Genomic DNA, 19,408 nt, shown 5'->3' with positions numbered 1-19,408 from the left:
CAATTGAGCAAGCTGGTTGGAGAGAGAAGCTTGCTCTAAGGACAAAAGTTGGAGACTGTGAAATGATCTTGAACAATTCAAGTCATTAAAGTGCTGCTTTAAAAATCTCTACCACCTGTGCATGAGTTGCCTTGCGTGGATTGGTCAGCATACAGGCATCCTTTTGTGCATTTTCAGCCATAACCGCCAAATCTTCGGTTTTCACACCCAATTCGGTCAATCCAGATGGAATTCCGATCGATTGGGATAACTCACGAATCGCATTGATCGCTGCGCGTGCGGCCTGATTTTGAGTTAAGCCTTGTGTTTGCACGCCCATCAGTTCCGCAATGCGCGCATATCGGTCTGGACAAGCGATTAGGTTAAACTCACAAACGTGTGGCAATAGCACCGCATTACAAACCCCGTGCGGTAAATTATAGAAACCGCCTAATTGATGCGCCATCGCATGTACATAACCCAGTGAAGCATTGTTAAATGCCATTCCAGCAAGATATTGCGCGTAACTCATGGCATCTCGTGCTTCCAGATTTTCACCATTGGCAACCGCAGGGCTGAGCCATTCACTGATCATGGAAATCGCTTTTTCTGCACAGGCATCGGTAATGGGATTGGCTGCGGTTGAGACATACGCTTCAACGGCATGCGTCAAGGCATCCATACCTGTTGCGGCAGTTAAACTGGCTGGCTTGGCAACCATCAGTTTAGGATCATCAATCGCAATCAGTGGGGTACAGCGCCAGTCAACAATGGCCATTTTGACATGGGTATCGGTATTGGTAATGATACAAAAACGCGTCATTTCCGAGGCAGTACCCGCTGTGGTATTCACCGCGATCAACGGAGTCATTGGCACTTTACTTTTATCGATGCCTTCATAGTCACGAATATGTCCGCCACCTGCGGTTACGAGCCCAATTCCTTTAGCGCAATCGTGTGATGAACCACCACCAAGTGACACAATAAAATCGCATTGATTGTCGTTATAGGCATCGACACCATGATGTACATTTTTGTCGGTTGGGTTGGGTTCTGCACCTGGGAAAATATGACTATCTACGCCTGCATCTTTTAAGTATGTAGCAATCGTGTCTGCCACCCCAAACTTGAACAGACCTGCATCGGTGACAATCAGCGCTTTTTTCGCACCTAAATTTTGTGCTTTGGTTCCAATTTCTTTGGCACAGCCTGGGCCAAAAAGGGAAACACATGGGATATAAAAACCATTTGTTTGGTCAGCAATATTTTTTAAAGCCATGGAGCGATTCCTTCTTCCATTAGTCCATTTGTTTTTAAAGGTGATCTTCACCGTGAAGCTAGTATTCTGATTTGACTATTTTTTTCCTACCTACCAAAAACCTACCAATAAAAATATTATTGTATCTATTTGATATTTATTTATTTTAATATTTTGAGTCGCTTTCGGATTTCACTTTTGCATGAAAGTCGTTAAGCTATGGGCTGTTTTATGGAAATGATCAGGTTATGAAGCAAGAAACTGCACTGAAGTTATTAAAAGCGGGTGAAAATGTGTTTTTAACAGGTTCTGCTGGTGCAGGAAAAACATATACACTGAATCAATACATTAATTACTTAAAAGCACGTAAAGTGCCTGTTGCAGTGACTGCGTCTACAGGTATTGCCGCAACACATATGAATGGGATGACCATTCATACTTGGGCCGGGATTGGCATTAAAGATCATTTATCTGATGATGATCTTAAACGCATGAAAGAGCGCAAATACTTAAAAGAACATCTTGAAAATGCACAAGTTTTAATTATTGATGAAATTTCAATGCTGCATGCCAAACAGCTTAATCTGGTCAATCAAGTCCTGAAATATTTTAAAGAAAGTGATGAGGCTTTCGGTGGGATCCAAGTCATTGTAGCGGGTGATTTTTTCCAGTTACCGCCTGTAGGCAAAAACGATGAGCGTAATCGTGATAAGTTCTGTTTTATGTCGGATGCATGGGTTGAGGCTAAATTTCGAGTCTGCTATTTGACCGAACAGCATCGTCAGGATGATGAAATTCTCAATCAAATTTTAAATGCCATACGCGCACAGGATATTCAGCAAGTACATACGCAGGCTTTACTACAATCACGTCAGCAAGATATCGGCGATACATTTACCCGTCTTTATACGCATAACATGGATGTCGATAATATTAATTTTCAACATCTTAATGAAATTGAAAATGAAGAACATCAATTTAACGCCGTTTTAGATGGCAACGAGAAAATGCTGGAAACCTTAAAGTCTTCTGTACGCGCACCTGAAGAATTAATGTTGAAAAAACATGCCAAGGTCATGTTTGTAAAAAATAACTTCGATATGGGCTATATCAATGGCAGCTTGGGCGAAGTCATTGCTTTTGAAGAAGATGATGAACACGGCATTTTGCCCAAAGTAAAATTAACCGATGGCACGACTTTGCTTGTTGAACCCGAAACATGGTCAATTGAAAATGAAGCCGGAAAAAGTATTGCCAGTTTTCAGCAGATTCCACTGCGTTTGGCATGGGCGATTACTATTCATAAAAGTCAGGGCATGACCCTTGAAGCCGCAGAAATTAATCTGTCGCATACCTTTGAAAAAGGGCAGGGCTATGTGGCTTTATCGCGACTTAAATCCTTAACAGGTTTGCGTTTATTAGGTTTTAATGATCAGGCATTGGAACTGGATACATTGGCTCTAAAAGCCGATAAACGTTTTCAGGAATTATCTCAGGATGCAGAAGAGCATTTTCTTGATGCCGATTTAAGCGATCAACATAAAGCGTTTATCCGTCACTGCGGTGGTACGCTCAATGAAACTGAGATTCAACGAAACGAGAAAAAACTGGCCAAAGGTGAAAAGCAAAACTATGGTTCAGCAACACTGGATGAAACCCGTGCTTTATTTGAAGAAGGCTATGATATTCAGGATATTGCAACGGAACGTGGTTTAACACCTGCGACCATTATTAACCATCTGGCACGTCTACAAAAAGAACAAGGGCTCGATATTTCTGTTGCACATCCGGGAGATGAAGTGGTTGAACAAATCAGAAAACTCTATAAACGTGTGCAAAAAAGCAAACGCCCAGAAAATTTTAATGATGATGGTTCTATCAAACTTAGACCGATTGTGGAATTAACCAGTCCACGCATGGGCTATGATCAGGTCCGTTTAGCACTCTTATTTATTGAATAGGACGATTTGATTATGCCCCATGTGATTGTTGATTATTCTGCAAATCTGAAAGATTTTGAGCCTAAACCATTATTATTGAAAATCAACACTGCACTGGTGGAAACTGGTTATTGCGAAGCTCTTGATATTAAATCCAGAGCGCACATGGATGATGTTTTTGTAATTGGACTTGGGGCTGAACAACAAGCTTATGTGCATGTTAAAGTTTATCTTTTGTCTGGACGTGATCAACAGCAAAAGCAGGAAATTGGGGAGAACGTTCTGAAAGTATTACTTTCTTACTCTACCTTACAGCAGCAAGATTTTCCTGTGCAAAGCTGTGTAGAATTAATTGAAATGCCGAAACAGGATTATTTTAAACACGTGATTAAACCGCATTTTTGATCAGGATCGACGCGTTTAATCCTTTCATAATGCTTCTGTCAAATGAACAAGTATTGAAGCTATGATGGCGTATGATCTGAAACTAAAACGTGTCTGTGATTATATTCAACAACATTTGGATGAACCACTCAATCTACAGCGATTAAGCGAAATTGCAGGATTATCACGCTTTCATTTTCATCGTATTTTTTACGCACATTTAGGTATCAATGTGATGAAATATACGCAGATGTTGCGACTCAAACGTGCATCATTTCAACTGGTATTTAATCAAGAACTCAAAATTATTGATATTGCTTTCAATTCAGGATTTGACAGTCCTGAAGCATTTACGAGAGCATTTAAACGTTCATTTGACCAGACTCCGAGTGCTTTTAGAACTGAGCCTAACTGGCAAAATTGGCATACGAAGTTTGTGTATTTCACCCCTAAAAGTGAGTTAGACATGAACGTAAATATCATTGAGCGACCGCTAGAGAAAATAGCTTATATTTCGCATCTTGGTTCGCCTGAAAAAGTATTTGAAACTGCGGCCAAGTTTATTGAATGGCGAAAAAGGACAGGACTATCTCCAGTCAGAAAATCTGCAACCTATGGCATACCTTTTTCTGATCCAGAGCAGACGCCTGAACAGGAATTTCGCTTTGATATTGCGGGTTCAATCGATAAACCTTTTGCTCAAAAAGACGATGGAATCAAAATAGGTGAAATTCCAGCAGGGCGTTATGCCATGATTCGGCATTTAGGTAGTCATGATCAGATTCGGGAAAGCGTGTATTTTCTATTTAGAAACTGGTTACCTGAACAACAGGAACAAGCAGGTGATTATCCTGTTTTTTTTCATTATCATAATTTTGTACATGAAGTGAACGAAGCAGATTTAATCACAGATATTTATCTGCTGTTAAAATAAATCATGGAGAGAGACGATGATTTTCGTCTCTTTTTTGGAATAAGTGCTGATTAATCATCCGAAATCAATTCGATACAGGCATATTGCTCAATTAAATTGGCATCCATCATATGAATATAATCCATAAACATGGTATTAAAACTGCCCACCGTTTGAGCCTGATCATAAGCAAGCTTACCTGCAATCGCGAAATGAACATGGGCTGCAATGGTGGCTAAATGAATGGGTGCAACTGCACAGTATGCAGCAATCAATGCACCTAAAGCACAGCCTGTCGCGGTAATTTTGGGTTGTAGATGACTACCGCCACGAATTTTGACAATACAGGTCATGGCAGTCGACAAGATGTAATCGGTTTCCCCAGATATGGCAATACAACTGGCTTTACTCAGCAAGCCTTGTGCAAGTTGGAACATATCATCACTTTTTAAGGTGCTGTCTACGCCTTTGCTTTGAGATAAGCTTCCTGCAAGTGCGCTGATCTCCGATGCATTGCCACGAATTACAGAGGGATGATATTGCAGTAATTCATCGACCGTATCACTTCGCCATTTCAAAACAGCGCCATAACCAACTGGATCTAATACCCACGGAATTCGATTTTCATGGGCAGTTTTTGCTGAAATCCTGATGGCTTGCATTTGTTCAGTGGTTGGTGTTCCGAGATTAATGCTGAGTGCACCACTGATTTTGGTAAATGCTTCCGCTTCAAATGGGTTATCAATCATGGCAGGAGATGCACCTGCGGCGAGCAGAACGTTGGCTGCATAATTTGCTGCAACACTATTGGTAATACATTGAACTAGTGGTGTTTGCTGTTGTAATTTTTCCCACGCCTCAATGACATAGTCGATAATATTAGATGAGTTATACATATTTTCCCCCTTAAAACTTATAAAAATTATTGCGTAAAATAATGATCTTGATGTTTGCAATGTCGACAAATCAAAGACACATAATCGGCAGCATCATAATCCACTTCTAAATCATGAGAACCACAATACATACAACGTTTGATCGAATAAAAATTAAGTCGAGGTTCAATCTTTCGCCATGCGCGCCAGATCGGTTGAATGAAAATACGCTCATCATAAGATAGAAAATGGAACAAAAAAATTTGACTCATTTTACTTAGAGGTAGATTCATTGGGCGTGGTAGCGTAGATGTTTCCCATTTTTCATTGAGTGAGCGCTCACGATATTGCTCCAAGGTCTTTTTTAAAATATTGGTATTAATAAAGTTTTCATTACGTGGCTGTAAGGCTTTTTTATTATATAAATAATCCAAAGCAGTTTGAATAAGATAATAAACTTGACCTACAGCCAAGCTATCGAGCAAACGATAACAAAATTGCTGAAAGCTCCGATTACCTGCAATTTGTATGCCCCATGTACGGCAGTACATTTGCATAAATTGAATAATTTCCTGATAAAGCACTAAAAATAAAACATCTTTCACTTCATCTGAAGTTTTGTAGGGAATGCCTAGGCTTAAGTTTTCGTAAAACCAATAACGTAATTGTTGGGCGATACTAAATAAACTGGGTTCGTTGTAGCCATCCAAACGGACTCTTAAATAATAGATGTGCTGATCGTCCTGAAGGTTTTTGGGAGCCAAAATACCCAATTTAATCAACTCTTTGAGCAAGCCATATTGAAATAAATAATTGGGGCTAATGTATTCGTATTTGACTCGATCCCAGTAAATATATTCATCATGTGGCAGATTATCTTGAATCCGATCATCCAGTAAAGACAGCAGGAACAGCTTATGTAAAAGGCTTAAGTCTTCCAGATTATAGATGATGTCATCTTTAATTTTATTTTTACGCTGTTCTTGTTGCAGAGTGTCTTGCATCATTTTTTTGCGTTGTTTGGTGCAAGTTGCACAATGACAGACCATTTTTGCATCAGCAAAGACTTGGTGCTGACAATGGCTGCATTCATGAAATAGAACCTCCTGATCAAATTGATCAGCTTCCACAAAGTACATCGCTGCCTGACATAAAGGGCAAAGTGTACTTTCATCAAGCTGTTTTTTCAGAATATTCAAAATCATGCGAAAATTATACGTGAGTAAAAAGAAGATTATAGCTTGCTCTGAGTCGAATGGTCAGGGGAAACTGGAATAATTGAAACACCATCAAATGAAAAAGCCCAAACTCCATAAAGTTCAGGCTTTCTTGATCTAAAAAATTGCTTTATTTAAATAGGGCAAGGCAACGACTCGTCATGCTGTCCTAATTTTTTGGCAGCAATAAGTGCTTTCACTTTCTTGCTTGGTAGTTTTTCTTTACCCAGCGCATCATAAGTATTGACGATACTGGTCACATCCTGTGGCTGAATGTCTATACCCTCGGCAGTCATAAATACGGCAATCACGTTATGAGCGACGCCTGCATCATGTAAATCATGAATAGCTTTGATATTTTCAGCGCGGTACAAGTGTTGAGTTAATTCCATCTTATGTCACCTCTCGGCTATTTTGTGTATAGCATAGATTGAGTTTTTATTTTGACTAATGACGTCATTTAAGACAAAGCAAAAAACGTGCACAAACTGTAAGCAGTTTAGAAAAAAAGTAATTCGACGTAATCCATGCAAGCACATGTGTAGATTTGTTGGTCAATCTGTAACCAGTGAGATAGCTATGGTAATGCTGAACAGATGTTCTTACATAAGATATGAAGCAATATCAATAATTTTAACTCGTGGGGAATTGAAAAATCAAAGCCTTACACCCATGTAAATTTTAACGTGAAACAACACAGACACTTCAGTTAAGTTGGCGTATGATCAGATTCATACACAATAAATACTGATACCACGATACAAGTGGCGACATAGGAAAATATATGAATATTGCGGCAAATCCACACGTTCAGGCGGATCAAACGGTATATCTTAAAGACTATCAAAAACCATCATTTTTAGTGCAGTCGATTAACCTTGATATTCAGGTTTATGATGATCACACGATTGTCGATGCAACCTTGGTCATGAAACGTCAAACTGCTGGGGATTTGGTGTTATTGGGTCGTGATTTAGAGTTGAGATCGATTGTATTAAATGGGCAAAGTTTACAAGCCGATCAGTATCAACTTGATTCTGAGCAGCTGGTCATTGCCAATGTACCTGATGATGTTATTTTAAATACTCAAGTGATTATTCATCCTGAAAGCAACACGCAACTCGAAGGTTTATATAAAGCGGGGGATTTGTTCGTCACCCAAAATGAACCAGAAGGATTTCGTAAAATTACCTTTTATCCAGACCGTCCAGATGTTTTGGCTGAATTTACCACCCGTGTTGAAGCCGATAAAAAATATCCTGTATTGCTCGCCAATGGTAATTTACTGGAAACTGGTGAAGTGGGTGAGAATCGTCATTTTGCAATTTGGCAAGACCCAACCAAAAAACCAAGTTATTTATTTGCCTGTGTGATTGGTGATTTGGCGGTATTAAAAGACCGTTACACGACTTCTGAAGGTCGTGATGTTGCACTTGAAATTTATGCGATCGAAAAAGATATTCCAAAATGTCATATCGCTATGGAAGCCTTAAAACATTCGATGCGTTGGGATGAAGAACACTATGGCCGCGCTTACGATCTGGATAATTACATGATCGTCGCCGTAAGCCAGTTCAATATGGGTGCAATGGAAAATAAAGGTTTAAATATCTTTAATACCTCTTGTGTCCTTGCTGATGAAGAATACACCACAGATGCCGCAATTATGCGTGTGCAATCGGTGATTGCTCATGAGTATTTTCATAACTGGACAGGTAATCGTATTACTTGCCGTGACTGGTTTCAACTCTGTTTAAAAGAGGGGCTAACAGTCTTTCGTGATCAGTCTTTTTCAGAAGATTTACAATCGGCGGCGGTACAACGCATTGATGATGTTGCAGTGTTGAAAGCACATCAATTTCCTGAAGATGCAGGTCCATTATCGCATCCACCAAGACCAGATCATTTTGTTGAAATTAATAATTTCTATACTGCCACCGTCTATGAAAAGGGCGCGGAAATTAACCGTATGATGTCAACTTTACTTGGAAAAGAAAAATTCCGTAAAGGAACAGATGAATATTTCCGCCGTTATGATGGTCAAGCCGTGACAGTCGAAGACTGGGTGGATGCGTTATCATCAGGTTCAGGTATAGATTTATCAAATTTTCTGACATGGTATAACCAGCCAGGTACGCCTAAACTCCAAGTCAATGCCGAGTATGATGCTCAAAAACAAACTTATCGGTTAAACTTTAAACAAATTTTAAAAGCGCATCCGAAATATCCAAATCTAAAAGCAGTCCCAATTCCTGTTGCGCTTGCATTATTTAATGCCAAAACAGGTGAACAATATACGCTTCATTCTCCTGATTTATTTGTCGATGCTGTTCAAGATGGGGTTTATCTATTTGATCAAGATACTGCTAGTATTGAATTCACGCAGGTCACTGAGCAACCAGTTGTATCCTTGTTACGCAATTTTTCTGCACCTGTGAACTTGGAGTTTGACTATAGCGATGATGAATTGGCATTTCTGATTCAGCATGAAACCAGTGGTTTTAATCAATGGCAAGCGAGTCAAACTTTGCTTGAGCGGATTTTGCTTAAAGATCATGATGTTCAACCTTATATTCAAGCCATTAAAAATACGCTGCCTGATTTAGTACGTAAAGATCCGCTACTCGCCTCGCGTTTATTTGATGTACCAACTGAAGGGTATTTGGGTAGTCGTATTGATGCTGATTATGAACCAGAAGTGGTGCAGGAAAAACGCAATTCAGTGCTAGAAACATTGGCACGTGAATTAGCTACTTTCTGGAAAGAAACTTATCTGTCACTTGATCCATCTTTGCAAAATGATTTCTCTCAAGCGATGGGTGAGCGTGCTTTAAAAAATATCATGCTGAGTATGATGGCGCGTCAGGGTGATGTCGGTGCATTTGAGTTGGCTTACAACCAGTATCAACAGACCCATAACATGTCAGAACGCATGGGGGCATTACGTGTCCTAGTCTGGAATGATGCACCACAAGCACAGCAAGCCTTGGATGATTTCTATGATCGTTATAAGGATGAAGCTTTATCGCTTGATCAGTGGTTTATGGTACAGGCAGCCAATCCAAGTGCAACATCTGAAAGTATTGCTGCTTTGACCAAACATCCAGATTACGATTTGGGTACACCTAACCGTGTACGTGCGGTCAGCGGTGGATTAAGTAATAATCCTGTCAATGCATGGAGCTTTGGTGTTGAACACTATATTGGTTTAGCAGAATACTTCGATGAAAAAAATCCAATTTTAGGTTCGCGTTTATTGCAGGTATTGTCACGTTGGTACACATTGGCTGAACCTCAGCGTAGTCATGTACAAGGTGCTTTAAAAGCGTTACAGTCTCGTGTGAAGTCGAAAAATGTGACTGAAACCTTAAATAGTATTTTAAGTGTTTAATTGAAATGATCTGCTGCATAATTCACTGAGTTGGGTTATGCAGTAATGTTATGCAGCAGCAGACTACTGCTTTCGCTGGAAAGTGAGAAAATGTTTAGTCATAAAGAAGATTTCTAACGACGTCTGATTGTTTTGCTACGCAAGTGAATTTATAAGCGCATTATTTTATACTTTGGTGGTATCATGTTGCCACCTTATGCATGACTGCGTGTGTGATGTCTCATCTCTCAAAATATGTTCAAAGTATTCTATATCCAGAGCAACCGTCGGAACATCAGGTGGTGGATAAAGAGGAAAAAATAAAACAATGGTTTGATGGTGATATTCAAGTTATTGGAAAAATGTCGCTTTTTCAGTTTGAAAATGGCATTACCATTCGTAAGATTGAAGAGCATGATGCAACAGCCATCGAGATCGAAGCTTGTCGTGAGCATTGGATTAGCTATGAAGTCGTCGATCATCAACATCGACTAGAGCATATCACCCCTAAGCGCATTCAGTTTAATTCGACATGTCGAGAAGCATTCTGGCTTAAATATTTCCAAGACGAAAACGTTTAAACAAAAAAACCGCTTAAGCGGTTTTTTTAGGTTTTTACTGGTTAAGCTTTGATGATCAAAACAGGTACAGGACTTTCAGCAAGCACTTTTTGTGCAACACTACCTAGCACTAATTTTTTTAAACCTGAACGGCCATGAGAACCCATAATAATTAGATCCGCATTCACTTCATCTGCAATATTCAAGATTCCTATCGCTGTAGGTTCTTCTCTAATAATTTTGGTGTTTGTTTCAATTCCATTGGAGCTGAAAATATCACTTATTTTTTTTAAATGTGCTTCTGCATTTGTTTCCGCTTCAAACAAATGTTCAGTAACCGCAGGTGCAACCTTATAGAAATCGACACCGACAAAAGGATCAACGGCAACTACACTCATGACCGTTACACTGCTATTAAATGCTTTCGCAACATCTACAGCATGTTTCACTGCTGCATCTGAAAGAGGTGAGTCATCGACTGGAACCAAGATACGATGATAAGACATAATATTTCCTCTTAATTTATTGTTTCTAAAAATCTTTTATGCTTTTAGGCTAACACAGTATCAGAAGATTGTGTTTCTAAAAATTATTATTATTTGTATAGGCTCCATAGGATAAAACTTATCACTTTTTAAAAATTTTAAATGGTCTCTTCTGTTTGCATAAATAGTATGCACGATGATGAAGTTGCATATTTCGCCTTTCACTTTTTTAGATTAGGATAAAATCAATGATAGTGTTTAACTAAAATACTGCCTTGATAACAACAATGAGAGGAAAACATGTCTTATAAATATGAATACGCAGGCTTTTGGATACGTTGTGGTGCTTCGATTATTGATACACTGATTATGATGTTAGCCATCATACCTTCAGCATGGATTTTTTATCAGGGGAATTATGATCTGGTTTTTTCTACGGGTTTGGCTGATCAAAAAGCTTCGCTATGGTTTGATATTCTAGTCAATTATATTTTCCCATTTTTATACACGATTCTTTTTTGGCTATATCTAGGCGGAACGCCTGGCAAGCGTTTGATGCGTTTAAAGGTGCTAGATGAAAAAACGGGTAATAAACTGACTTTAGGTCAGTCGATTATTCGTTATATTGGATATATACCATCTACTTTGGTTTTTATGCTCGGATTCATCTGGATTGCATTTGATTCAAAAAAACAAGGTTGGCACGATAAAATGGCGAAAACAGTCGTGGTCAAAGAACTTTAATCGATGCAGATGATGTATTTGCAGTAATTGTATTTTATCTGTAAAAAGTTGCATTAAAAGGACTTGTAAATTAAGAAAATCTAAATATAATACAGCCAAATTTAATATGAGGAGACCCTAAGTGGGAAGTTGTTCGAGGTTATGCTGTAAGTTGGTTATGCATACTGTTATCTGAGCAAGAAAAGTCACTACTTAGGGCGACTATCTTGCAATGAGATAGTTTGTCATCACATTTATATCCATATCTATATTGAATCACGCTGAATTTTCATTCGGGCGTAATACTGCCTGCTTAGACTCCTTCTAAAATGTGGGAGAAGCTAATGTGGTTACATGCTTCAATTTTAAAACTTTATAGTATTCAATGCTTTTGCATCTGGATTTGTATGTTGCTTTCACAATATGCCAAAGCAGATCCATTGTTGAATACAGACGATGCAGACATTGTGTCTGCAAAACATTGCCAGTTGGAATCCGCTGTAAATCGCCCGTCAGGTTCACAGGCAAGCTATCAATTGAATACAGCTTGCCAGTTCATTGAGGGGGTTGAAAGTTCGATTTCCTATACTGATCAATTTGTTGATGCTGGGAAAGGGCAATGGTCCGCTCAAGTTAAAGGTGTGATCCAACCCATGAGTCAATGGGGAATGGCTGCCAGCCTTCAAATTTCCCAGCAGAATGAAAAAGATAAAGAGTCCATTCAGTGGTTTCTTAATATTCCTTTTTCTTTAGTTTATCTTAATAATTCTCTGCATATAGATAGTAATATTGGCTATCAATATTCACCACGAAACTTGAATCTATTGCGTTGGAGTTTGGCATCTAACCTTGCTTTAACGCCAAAAACAAGTGTAAGTGTTGAAACTTATAACCAAGATCAACATGCACCTTTGTTACAAAGCGCTATTCATTATTCTATCCTTCCTAATATTTTGACTTTTGAAGCTTCCATTGGACAGCGCTTGAATACTTTTCGAGAGCGATGGTTTGGCTTTGGCTTAAGTTTTACACCCTAATCTGATTATTTAGAACCAAAGCACTTATTTTCTAAATCATTTATTGCAAATCCACTTTATTCATCTAAATAAAGTGCGGCTTCGTATGCCTGAAAAAAGGAGATCTCTACATGAAATATGATCTATGGCAACGTCTATTTACACGCTTTCTGGAAACTTTTCATTTAAAACGTTTCTTTATTCGAAATAGTTCTTTTAAAGAATTGCATCAATCTAGTTATGCCAAAGAAATTGGGCAAACTCTAGCAGTGCAATTAAGACATTATTCAACACTTGAAAGTGAAGCACTCTTAAATACTTTATCTTCGCATGAAGAGGGTTTAACTGAAGTTGAAGCACAAGAGCAGCAGCTTAAAGTTGGACTTAATGAGGTTGCACAGGAAAAACCGTTAACGTGGTGGCAACATCTGTGGTACTGCTATCGTAATCCTTTTAATGTATTACTGAGTCTTTTGGCTGTTGTCGCATTCCTCACAGATGATCTGACTGGGTCAGTCATTATTAGCATCATGGTATTGCTTTCAACATTTTTGCGATATTGGCAAGAGTCTAAGTCAAACAAAGCCGCAGAATCGCTCAAAGCCATGGTCACGAATACGGCTATGGTGTTGCGTCGTGAGATTAATTATTCAGATTTGAGTTTGCTACAACAGCGTTATGGAGCGAAAGTAAAACAGCTTAAAGAGATTCAATTTGAAATACCCATCCAATATCTGGTTCCAGGCGACATTATTTTGCTTTCTGCGGGAGATATGATTCCTGCCGACTGTCGAATTCTTTCGGCAAAAGATTTATTTGTCTCACAGGCAGCCATGACTGGAGAATCTATGCCTGTAGAAAAATATGCATTACAACATAGTATGGATGTAAATAGCCCATTAGAACTTGATAATTTAGTCTTTATGGGAACCAATGTGGTCTCAGGTACGGCAAAAGCTGTCGTGCTTAATACAGGTATTCAAACTTATTTTGGTGCATTGGCACATCGGGTCACTGCAACAGATCGCAGCGTGACTTCATTTCAGCTAGGTGTGAATAAAATCAGTTGGTTACTGATTCGGTTTATGTTGATTATGGCACCTATTGTTTTATTCATTAATGGGTTCACCAAAGGAGATTGGGGTGAGGCAGTATTATTTGCCCTGTCCGTTGCGGTGGGTTTAACACCAGAAATGCTCCCGATGATTGTGACTTCAACACTTGCGAAAGGTGCGGTATTTTTATCCAGAAAAAAAGTAATAGTGAAACGTCTGGACGCCATTCAAAATTTTGGTGCGATGGATGTGCTATGTACCGATAAAACAGGAACGCTGACACAAGATAAAATTTTTCTATCACATCACGTCGACGTATTAGGAAAAAAATCACATACAGTGCTGATGCTGGCTTTTTTAAATAGCTATTATCAAACGGGACTCAAGAACTTGTTGGATGTAGCTGTACTTGAAGCTGTTGATCAAGATATGAAGTTTGAAAAGCTACGTTTTAAAAAGCTTGATGAAGTTCCATTTGATTTTGAACGCCGCCGTATGTCAGTAATCGTACGTACTCCTCAATCCCAGATTCGTATGGTGACCAAAGGTGCTGTCGAGGAAATGATCAAAGTCTGTACTCATATTGAAATTAAAGGGGAGATCAAAGAGTTAACTGCCCAACTTCGTAAAGAGATTGAAGAAATTACGCAGCATTATAATCGTGAAGGTCTACGCGTTGTGGCTGTGGCTTATCGTGACTTTGATGGTATCTGTGAAAACTTTTCAGTCAAAGACGAGAGCGACCTGATTCTGGCTGGTTATATCACTTTTCTGGATCCACCTAAAGAATCTGCTCGACCTGCCATACAACAATTACATGCGCATGGCGTTAGTGTAAAAGTACTGACTGGGGATAATGAATTTGTGACCCAAAAAATATGTCAAGAAATTGGTATTCCTCATGAAAAGGTTTTATTGGGTGGAATGGTTGAGACATTATCTGACGAAGATTTAAAACTTGTCGTAGAAGAATACACTATCTTTGCCAAATTAAGTCCAATTCATAAAGAACGAATCGTTGAGCAACTTAAGGCAAATGGTCATGTGGTCGGTTTTCTCGGTGATGGGATTAACGATGCGGCAGCGATTCGTGCGGCGGATATTGGTATTTCTGTAGATTCGGCTGTTGATATAGCCAAAGAGTCAGCAGATTTAATTCTTCTCGAAAAAAGCCTGATGGTACTTGAAAATGGTGTCATTGAAGGTCGTCGAACCTTTGCCAATATGCTCAAATATATCAAAATGACGGCCAGTTCAAATTTTGGTAATGTTTTTTCGGTATTAGTAGCTAGTGCATTTATTCCATTTTTGCCTATGCTGCCAATTCATTTGCTTGTACAGAACTTACTTTATGATGTCTCACAAATTGCCATTCCGTTTGATCATGTAGATGAAGAGCAGCTTGAAAAACCTCAACGCTGGCAGCCATCAGAAGTTGGGCGTTTTATGGTGGTCTTCGGGCCAATCAGTTCTATTTTTGATATTTTGACTTTTGGCATGATGTGGTTCGTATTTGATGCGAATACACCAGCCCAGCAAAGCTTGTTTCAGTCTGGCTGGTTCGTTGTGGGGCTACTGACTCAAACTTTAATCGTTCATATGATTCGAACTAAAAAAATTCCGTTTATTCAAAGCTGTGCTGCAACACCGTTGGTAGTCATGACCATTATCATTAGTGCAATTGGAATATTTTTACCAATGGGACCTTTGGCACATTACTTTAAACTAGAAGCTTTACCATTGACGTATTTTCTGTATTTACCTTGTATTTTATTGGCTTATATGTGTGTGACTCAATGGATAAAAGGTATTTATATTCGTCGTTATGGCTGGCAATAACAGGTGCAGTATGGTTTTGCAATTTTTACACAATACCAGTTTATCTAATATGGCTAATACTTTGATCAGTCTGACCACTGCTTTTTTATTGGGTGGATTGATTGGTTTTGAACGACAGTATCGACAAAGAACAGCAGGTTTGAGAACCAATGTTCTGGTGGCTTTAGGTGCTGCAATTTTTGTTGATATCGCCAATAATCTTTCAGGGGCAGATGGTGCCGTACGCGTAATTGCGTATGTGGTTTCGGGGATTGGTTTTCTGGGTGCAGGTGTGATTATGCGTCAGGAAGGCAATATTCATGGTCTAAACACAGCAGCGACACTTTGGTGTTCTGCTGCTGTTGGGGCTGCGGCGGGTTCAGATCTGATTATGGAGGCTATATTGGCGACAGCATTTATTATCGCTGCGAATACTTTATTACGACCTCTCGTCAATATGATGGATCGGCAACCATTGGATGCTGAATCAGAAGTGACCCATGTGATCTATCTGATTGCCCATAAGGATCATCGAAAAATGGTGATGTATAAACTCACCGAAATGTTGCAAAGTTTGAATTATCCCTTGATGGATCTGGATGTTGAACCTTTTGGTGAAGAAGATGTGGAAATCGAGGCAACCTTAATTGCAACGTCCATAGACCCTGTTGAAATGAATGAAATGATTAAACAACTCAATCAAATGCCACAAGTTCAACAGGCCTATTGGGATAAAAATACGATGGCTTAAACATCGTATTTTTAGTTTCAATGAAATTTAAAAAAGCAGTTTGTTGTTTATGTCTTTTTAAATTTTACTTTGAATATAAGCGAAACAACAATTCCGACAATTAATCCCCAAAAAGCAGAGCCAATTCCAAAAAACTGAACCCCAGAAGCGCTACATAAAAAAGTGAGTAGCGCTGCTTCGCGATCATTCGGTTCATGAAAGGCAATGGCGATATTGTGGCTAATGGTACCAAATAAAGCAATACCCGCCAGCGCCATAATGAATAATGACGGAAATGACATCAGCAAACTGGTAAGTGTCGCAGCAAACAAACCCATTAAAATATAGAAAAATCCACAACTAATCCCAGCAATATAACGTTTGGCTGGGTCAGGATGCACTTGATCATCCAGACTTACAGCGGCACTAATCGCGGCAATATTAACGGTATAACAGCCAAAAGGGGCAAGCAAGGTTTGCGTTGCACCCGTCCAGCCAATCAGTTGATTGACATGAGGGCGATAACCATAACTTTTAATCATGGCAATACCCGGTAAATATTGTGATGCCATATTGATGACAAAAAGGGGCAGTGCTAATCCTAAAATTGCAGACCACGTAAATTCAGGTGTAATCCACACCGGTTTTGCCAAAGTCCAATGTAGAACAGGAGGATGAAACTCCATAAAAAATGGGCAGATGATAATGCCAATCACGACCGTAATGACAATACAGTAGCGTGGCCAAACACGTTTAGAAACGATGTAGACGGCAAGTAAACTTAGAATAAACTGCCAGTGATCCTGCATATTGGCAAAAATAGCAATTCCAAATTTAAGTAAAACGCCAGCCAGCATTGAACTGGTCAAACTTTGTGGAATATAAGCGAGGACTTTTTCAAAAAAACCAAAAAAACCAAGCAGTGCTGTGATTAAGCCACATACCAAAAATGCACCAATCGCTTCATGTAAATTATAGCCACTGCCTGTTGCAATAATTAAGGCTAGACCTGCTGTCGACCATGATGTTGCTACAGGATATTTAAATTTCCATGACAAAATTAGACCAGATAAACCAATCCCAATCCCTAATGCCCAAAACCATGAGGTTATTTGTTCGGTCGTTGCACCCAGTATTTGTGCGGCTTGAATAACCAACACAGCAGATACATTGATCCCAATCAGAAAAGTAACAAATCCAGCAAAAGCGGCAGGAAGTGAAAAATCACGGATAAATTTTTGCATGATTCAGCTTTAGGTCATAAGGTGTTTAAGAAAATGCTTTTCAAAATTCAGCGAAAGAAAAGCATGGGTTGTATTCTAAAGAGGTAGGGATTTAAACAAAAGGTAAAATCTTACAAAGTTGAAGTCGCAAGTTTTAAACCAAAGCCAAAGAATAAAATACCGACCATAAAAATACTGACCGCAGCGATTTTATCTTGAGATTTAAAAAAAGCTGATAATTTCACTCCGGAAAAAATCAGAATGGTTAAATAACTTAGACTTACGCATTGTAAAATGATGGATAAAATCAGAAAACTTAGCGCGGGATAAGGATAAGTAGGATCGACAAATTGCACAAAAAAAGACAAGAAAAATAAAATTGCTTTAGGGTTAAGTAAACTAATGCCGAGTGCAGTGCGATAAGGATGAATCTGATCAAGTTGCGGTAAGTCTGCCATTTGAATCTCTTCCACAGACTTATTTTTCCAGCGTTGATAACTTGCTTGCAGTAGCTTAAACCCTAGATAAGACAGATAGAGTGCACCCACAATTTTGAGTGTAGTAAAAATCCATGGAAAAGCATGCATAAGAGACGCGGCGCCAAGTACCGTACACAAAATTAAAATCGCATCGCCCGTGAAAATACCAAATGCGCCACGATAACCAGTTTTAATACCATAGCGCGAAGCAATCGACATGACGTAAATAGAATTTGGTCCGGGTAAAAATACAATTAACAAGGTACCAACGATGTAAGTTGCTAGATCTATAATCCCGAACACGAAGATTTACTCATAAAAAACCGATTTTTGTACTATAACAAAAATCGGTTTTAATATGTGAATTATCAAATATTAGGGTTGAATTTCGGCATCAATTCCAAATGACTGACGTAGTAAGGTATTGAGCTGATCGCGCGCTTTGATAAAGCCATCAATGCCACTTTGTAATAACTGAAAAGCCATTAAATCATGTTCGAGTTCAATTTTGAAACTTTCACGTGTTTGCGTATCTCGATTGATTTTCTCGGCATCGGATGCTGATTCAGAGCTTAAAACAGTTTCAACCTGACGGTGGTCTTGATTTAATTCAGTCAACAATGCTGGAGAAATCGTCAGTAGGTCACAACCCGCTAGACCTAAAACCTGATCGACACTACGGAAACTTGCACCCATCACCTGAGTCTGGATATCGTGTTGCTTATAATAATGATAGATTTTTTTGACTGATATCACGCCCGGATCTTTTTCGATTGGATAGTGATCAATATTTTCAGCCTTTTTATACCAATCCAGAATACGTCCAACAAATGGAGAAATGAGAGTGATATGCGCATCTGCACAGGCTTGAGCTTGATGCAAGCCAAACAATAAGGTTAAGTTACAAGCAATGCCTTCAGCTTCAAGTACTTTGGCTGCTTGAATACCTTCCCATGTCGATGCAATTTTAATTAACACTCTAGATGGATCGATGCCATAATCTTGATAAAGTTTGGACAATTCACGCGCTTTTTGCAGGGTCGCCTCTGTATCATAAGATAACGACGCATCCACTTCAGTCGAAACACGACCTTCAATCAACTTTAAAATTTCAACGCCAAATTTGACGGTCAAAATATCAATGGTACGTTCAATCAATTGATCTGCCTGATAACCTTCTTCACGTGCTTGCGTGTAAGCAGCTTCAATGAGTTCACGATTTTCAGGCTGGCTAGCTGCCGCAGTGATTAATGAGGGATTGGTTGTGGCATCCAGAGGACGAAACTGGCGAATCGCTTCGAGGTCACTACTATCGGCGACAACGGTTGTAACCTGTTTTAATTGGTCTAAAGCTGTTTGTGTCATTGCAATCAACATTCTTGG

General features: G+C 39.1%; 17 protein-coding genes. 9 read left to right on the top strand and 8 right to left on the bottom strand.

Annotated features, from left to right (window positions below; all coding sequences use genetic code 11):
• Nucleotides 1-85: 85 nt before the first annotated feature.
• Complete coding sequence (gene mdh, locus EGS47_RS16025) at nt 86-1,258, bottom strand: iron-dependent methanol dehydrogenase (protein WP_004997635.1); 1,173 nt, start codon at nt 1,256-1,258, stop codon at nt 86-88.
• Nucleotides 1,259-1,485: 227 nt separating this feature from the next.
• Between mdh and EGS47_RS16020 the strand changes: the two genes are divergently transcribed.
• The 3 genes from EGS47_RS16020 (at nt 1,486) to EGS47_RS16010 (ending at nt 4,495) form a co-directional block, all read left to right on the top strand.
• Nucleotides 1,486-3,198, top strand: a complete 1,713-nt coding sequence (locus EGS47_RS16020; RefSeq protein ID WP_005004202.1) for an AAA family ATPase — start codon at nt 1,486-1,488, stop codon at nt 3,196-3,198.
• Nucleotides 3,199-3,210: 12 nt separating this feature from the next.
• The gene (locus EGS47_RS16015; RefSeq protein WP_005004203.1) at nt 3,211-3,582 is read left to right on the top strand and encodes a 5-carboxymethyl-2-hydroxymuconate Delta-isomerase; all 372 of its coding nucleotides are present in this window, start codon (nt 3,211-3,213) and stop codon (nt 3,580-3,582) included.
• 61 nt (nt 3,583-3,643) lie between these two features.
• Nucleotides 3,644-4,495 carry an AraC family transcriptional regulator gene (locus tag EGS47_RS16010; protein WP_005004205.1) on the top strand — a complete coding sequence of 284 codons (852 nt, stop codon included), beginning with the start codon at nt 3,644-3,646 and terminating at the stop codon, nt 4,493-4,495.
• 50 nt (nt 4,496-4,545) lie between these two features.
• Here the strand turns inward: EGS47_RS16010 and thiM are convergent, their stop codons facing one another.
• From thiM to EGS47_RS15995, 3 genes are all read right to left on the bottom strand, one after another.
• Complete coding sequence (thiM, locus tag EGS47_RS16005; protein ID WP_005004207.1) at nt 4,546-5,370, bottom strand: hydroxyethylthiazole kinase; 825 nt, start codon at nt 5,368-5,370, stop codon at nt 4,546-4,548.
• Nucleotides 5,371-5,396: 26 nt separating this feature from the next.
• Nucleotides 5,397-6,554, bottom strand: coding sequence for a hypothetical protein (locus EGS47_RS16000; RefSeq protein WP_004997654.1), 1,158 nt, complete (start codon nt 6,552-6,554; stop codon nt 5,397-5,399).
• A gap of 146 nt (nt 6,555-6,700) precedes the next feature.
• Nucleotides 6,701-6,958 (bottom strand): hypothetical protein, encoded by a 258-nt coding sequence (locus EGS47_RS15995; RefSeq protein ID WP_005004208.1) that lies wholly within the window; start codon nt 6,956-6,958, stop codon nt 6,701-6,703.
• A 392-nt stretch (nt 6,959-7,350) separates the two neighbouring features.
• Between EGS47_RS15995 and pepN the strand changes: the two genes are divergently transcribed.
• Both pepN and EGS47_RS15985 read left to right on the top strand, forming a co-directional pair.
• A complete protein-coding gene (gene pepN, locus EGS47_RS15990; RefSeq protein WP_005004209.1) occupies nt 7,351-9,957 on the top strand; it encodes an aminopeptidase N in 2,607 nt (868 codons plus the stop codon).
• 215 nt (nt 9,958-10,172) lie between these two features.
• Entirely contained in the window at nt 10,173-10,517 is a 345-nt protein-coding gene (locus tag EGS47_RS15985) for a hypothetical protein (RefSeq protein ID WP_227546596.1), read from the top strand.
• 41 nt (nt 10,518-10,558) lie between these two features.
• On the opposite strand, the gene EGS47_RS15980 is transcribed toward EGS47_RS15985, so the two are convergent.
• A complete protein-coding gene (locus tag EGS47_RS15980; protein WP_119686949.1) occupies nt 10,559-11,002 on the bottom strand; it encodes a universal stress protein in 444 nt (147 codons plus the stop codon).
• Nucleotides 11,003-11,281: 279 nt separating this feature from the next.
• On the opposite strand from EGS47_RS15980, the gene EGS47_RS15975 reads away from it, so the two are divergent.
• The 4 genes from EGS47_RS15975 (at nt 11,282) to EGS47_RS15960 (ending at nt 16,344) form a co-directional block, all read left to right on the top strand.
• Complete coding sequence (locus EGS47_RS15975; protein ID WP_005004215.1) at nt 11,282-11,725, top strand: RDD family protein; 444 nt, start codon at nt 11,282-11,284, stop codon at nt 11,723-11,725.
• Nucleotides 11,726-12,048: 323 nt separating this feature from the next.
• The gene (locus EGS47_RS15970) at nt 12,049-12,741 is read left to right on the top strand and encodes a hypothetical protein (protein ID WP_005004217.1); all 693 of its coding nucleotides are present in this window, start codon (nt 12,049-12,051) and stop codon (nt 12,739-12,741) included.
• Between the two features lie 110 nt (nt 12,742-12,851).
• Entirely contained in the window at nt 12,852-15,614 is a 2,763-nt protein-coding gene (gene mgtA / locus EGS47_RS15965; RefSeq protein WP_119686950.1) for a magnesium-translocating P-type ATPase, read from the top strand.
• 10 nt (nt 15,615-15,624) lie between these two features.
• On the top strand, nt 15,625-16,344 hold the full coding sequence (locus EGS47_RS15960; RefSeq protein ID WP_004989136.1) for an MgtC/SapB family protein: 720 nt from the start codon (nt 15,625-15,627) through the stop codon (nt 16,342-16,344).
• A gap of 47 nt (nt 16,345-16,391) precedes the next feature.
• Here EGS47_RS15960 and EGS47_RS15955 read toward each other — a convergent pair whose 3' ends face one another.
• The 3 genes from EGS47_RS15955 to tal form a co-directional block, all read right to left on the bottom strand.
• Nucleotides 16,392-17,567: a benzoate/H(+) symporter BenE family transporter gene (locus tag EGS47_RS15955; protein ID WP_125269776.1), complete on the bottom strand. Its 1,176-nt coding sequence runs from the start codon at nt 17,565-17,567 to the stop codon at nt 16,392-16,394.
• Between the two features lie 110 nt (nt 17,568-17,677).
• Nucleotides 17,678-18,328 carry a leucine efflux protein LeuE gene (gene leuE, locus EGS47_RS15950; protein WP_004989131.1) on the bottom strand — a complete coding sequence of 217 codons (651 nt, stop codon included), beginning with the start codon at nt 18,326-18,328 and terminating at the stop codon, nt 17,678-17,680.
• Nucleotides 18,329-18,400: 72 nt separating this feature from the next.
• Nucleotides 18,401-19,390, bottom strand: a complete 990-nt coding sequence (tal, locus tag EGS47_RS15945) for a transaldolase (protein ID WP_035272295.1) — start codon at nt 19,388-19,390, stop codon at nt 18,401-18,403.
• Between the last annotated feature and the right edge of the window lie 18 nt (nt 19,391-19,408).

Source organism: Acinetobacter sp. FDAARGOS_515 (assembly GCF_003938865.1).
GTDB lineage: Bacteria > Pseudomonadota > Gammaproteobacteria > Pseudomonadales > Moraxellaceae > Acinetobacter > Acinetobacter ursingii.
This window is presented reverse-complemented; position numbering and strand designations above follow the sequence as displayed.

Coding starts and splice junctions, on each gene's coding strand:
- pepN (WP_005004209.1), top strand. CDS start 7,351: ATGAATATTGCGGCAAATCCACACGTTCAGGCGGATCAAACGGTATAT.
- tal (WP_035272295.1), bottom strand. CDS start 19,390: ATGACACAAACAGCTTTAGACCAATTAAAACAGGTTACAACCGTTGTC.
- EGS47_RS15970 (WP_005004217.1), top strand. CDS start 12,049: ATGTGGTTACATGCTTCAATTTTAAAACTTTATAGTATTCAATGCTTT.
- thiM (WP_005004207.1), bottom strand. CDS start 5,370: ATGTATAACTCATCTAATATTATCGACTATGTCATTGAGGCGTGGGAA.
- EGS47_RS15975 (WP_005004215.1), top strand. CDS start 11,282: ATGTCTTATAAATATGAATACGCAGGCTTTTGGATACGTTGTGGTGCT.
- EGS47_RS16020 (WP_005004202.1), top strand. CDS start 1,486: ATGAAGCAAGAAACTGCACTGAAGTTATTAAAAGCGGGTGAAAATGTG.
- EGS47_RS15985 (WP_227546596.1), top strand. CDS start 10,173: ATGTCTCATCTCTCAAAATATGTTCAAAGTATTCTATATCCAGAGCAA.
- EGS47_RS15955 (WP_125269776.1), bottom strand. CDS start 17,567: ATGCAAAAATTTATCCGTGATTTTTCACTTCCTGCCGCTTTTGCTGGA.
- EGS47_RS15960 (WP_004989136.1), top strand. CDS start 15,625: ATGGTTTTGCAATTTTTACACAATACCAGTTTATCTAATATGGCTAAT.
- EGS47_RS16010 (WP_005004205.1), top strand. CDS start 3,644: ATGATGGCGTATGATCTGAAACTAAAACGTGTCTGTGATTATATTCAA.
- EGS47_RS16015 (WP_005004203.1), top strand. CDS start 3,211: ATGCCCCATGTGATTGTTGATTATTCTGCAAATCTGAAAGATTTTGAG.
- EGS47_RS15995 (WP_005004208.1), bottom strand. CDS start 6,958: ATGGAATTAACTCAACACTTGTACCGCGCTGAAAATATCAAAGCTATT.
- mdh (WP_004997635.1), bottom strand. CDS start 1,258: ATGGCTTTAAAAAATATTGCTGACCAAACAAATGGTTTTTATATCCCA.
- EGS47_RS16000 (WP_004997654.1), bottom strand. CDS start 6,554: ATGATTTTGAATATTCTGAAAAAACAGCTTGATGAAAGTACACTTTGC.
- EGS47_RS15980 (WP_119686949.1), bottom strand. CDS start 11,002: ATGTCTTATCATCGTATCTTGGTTCCAGTCGATGACTCACCTCTTTCA.
- mgtA (WP_119686950.1), top strand. CDS start 12,852: ATGAAATATGATCTATGGCAACGTCTATTTACACGCTTTCTGGAAACT.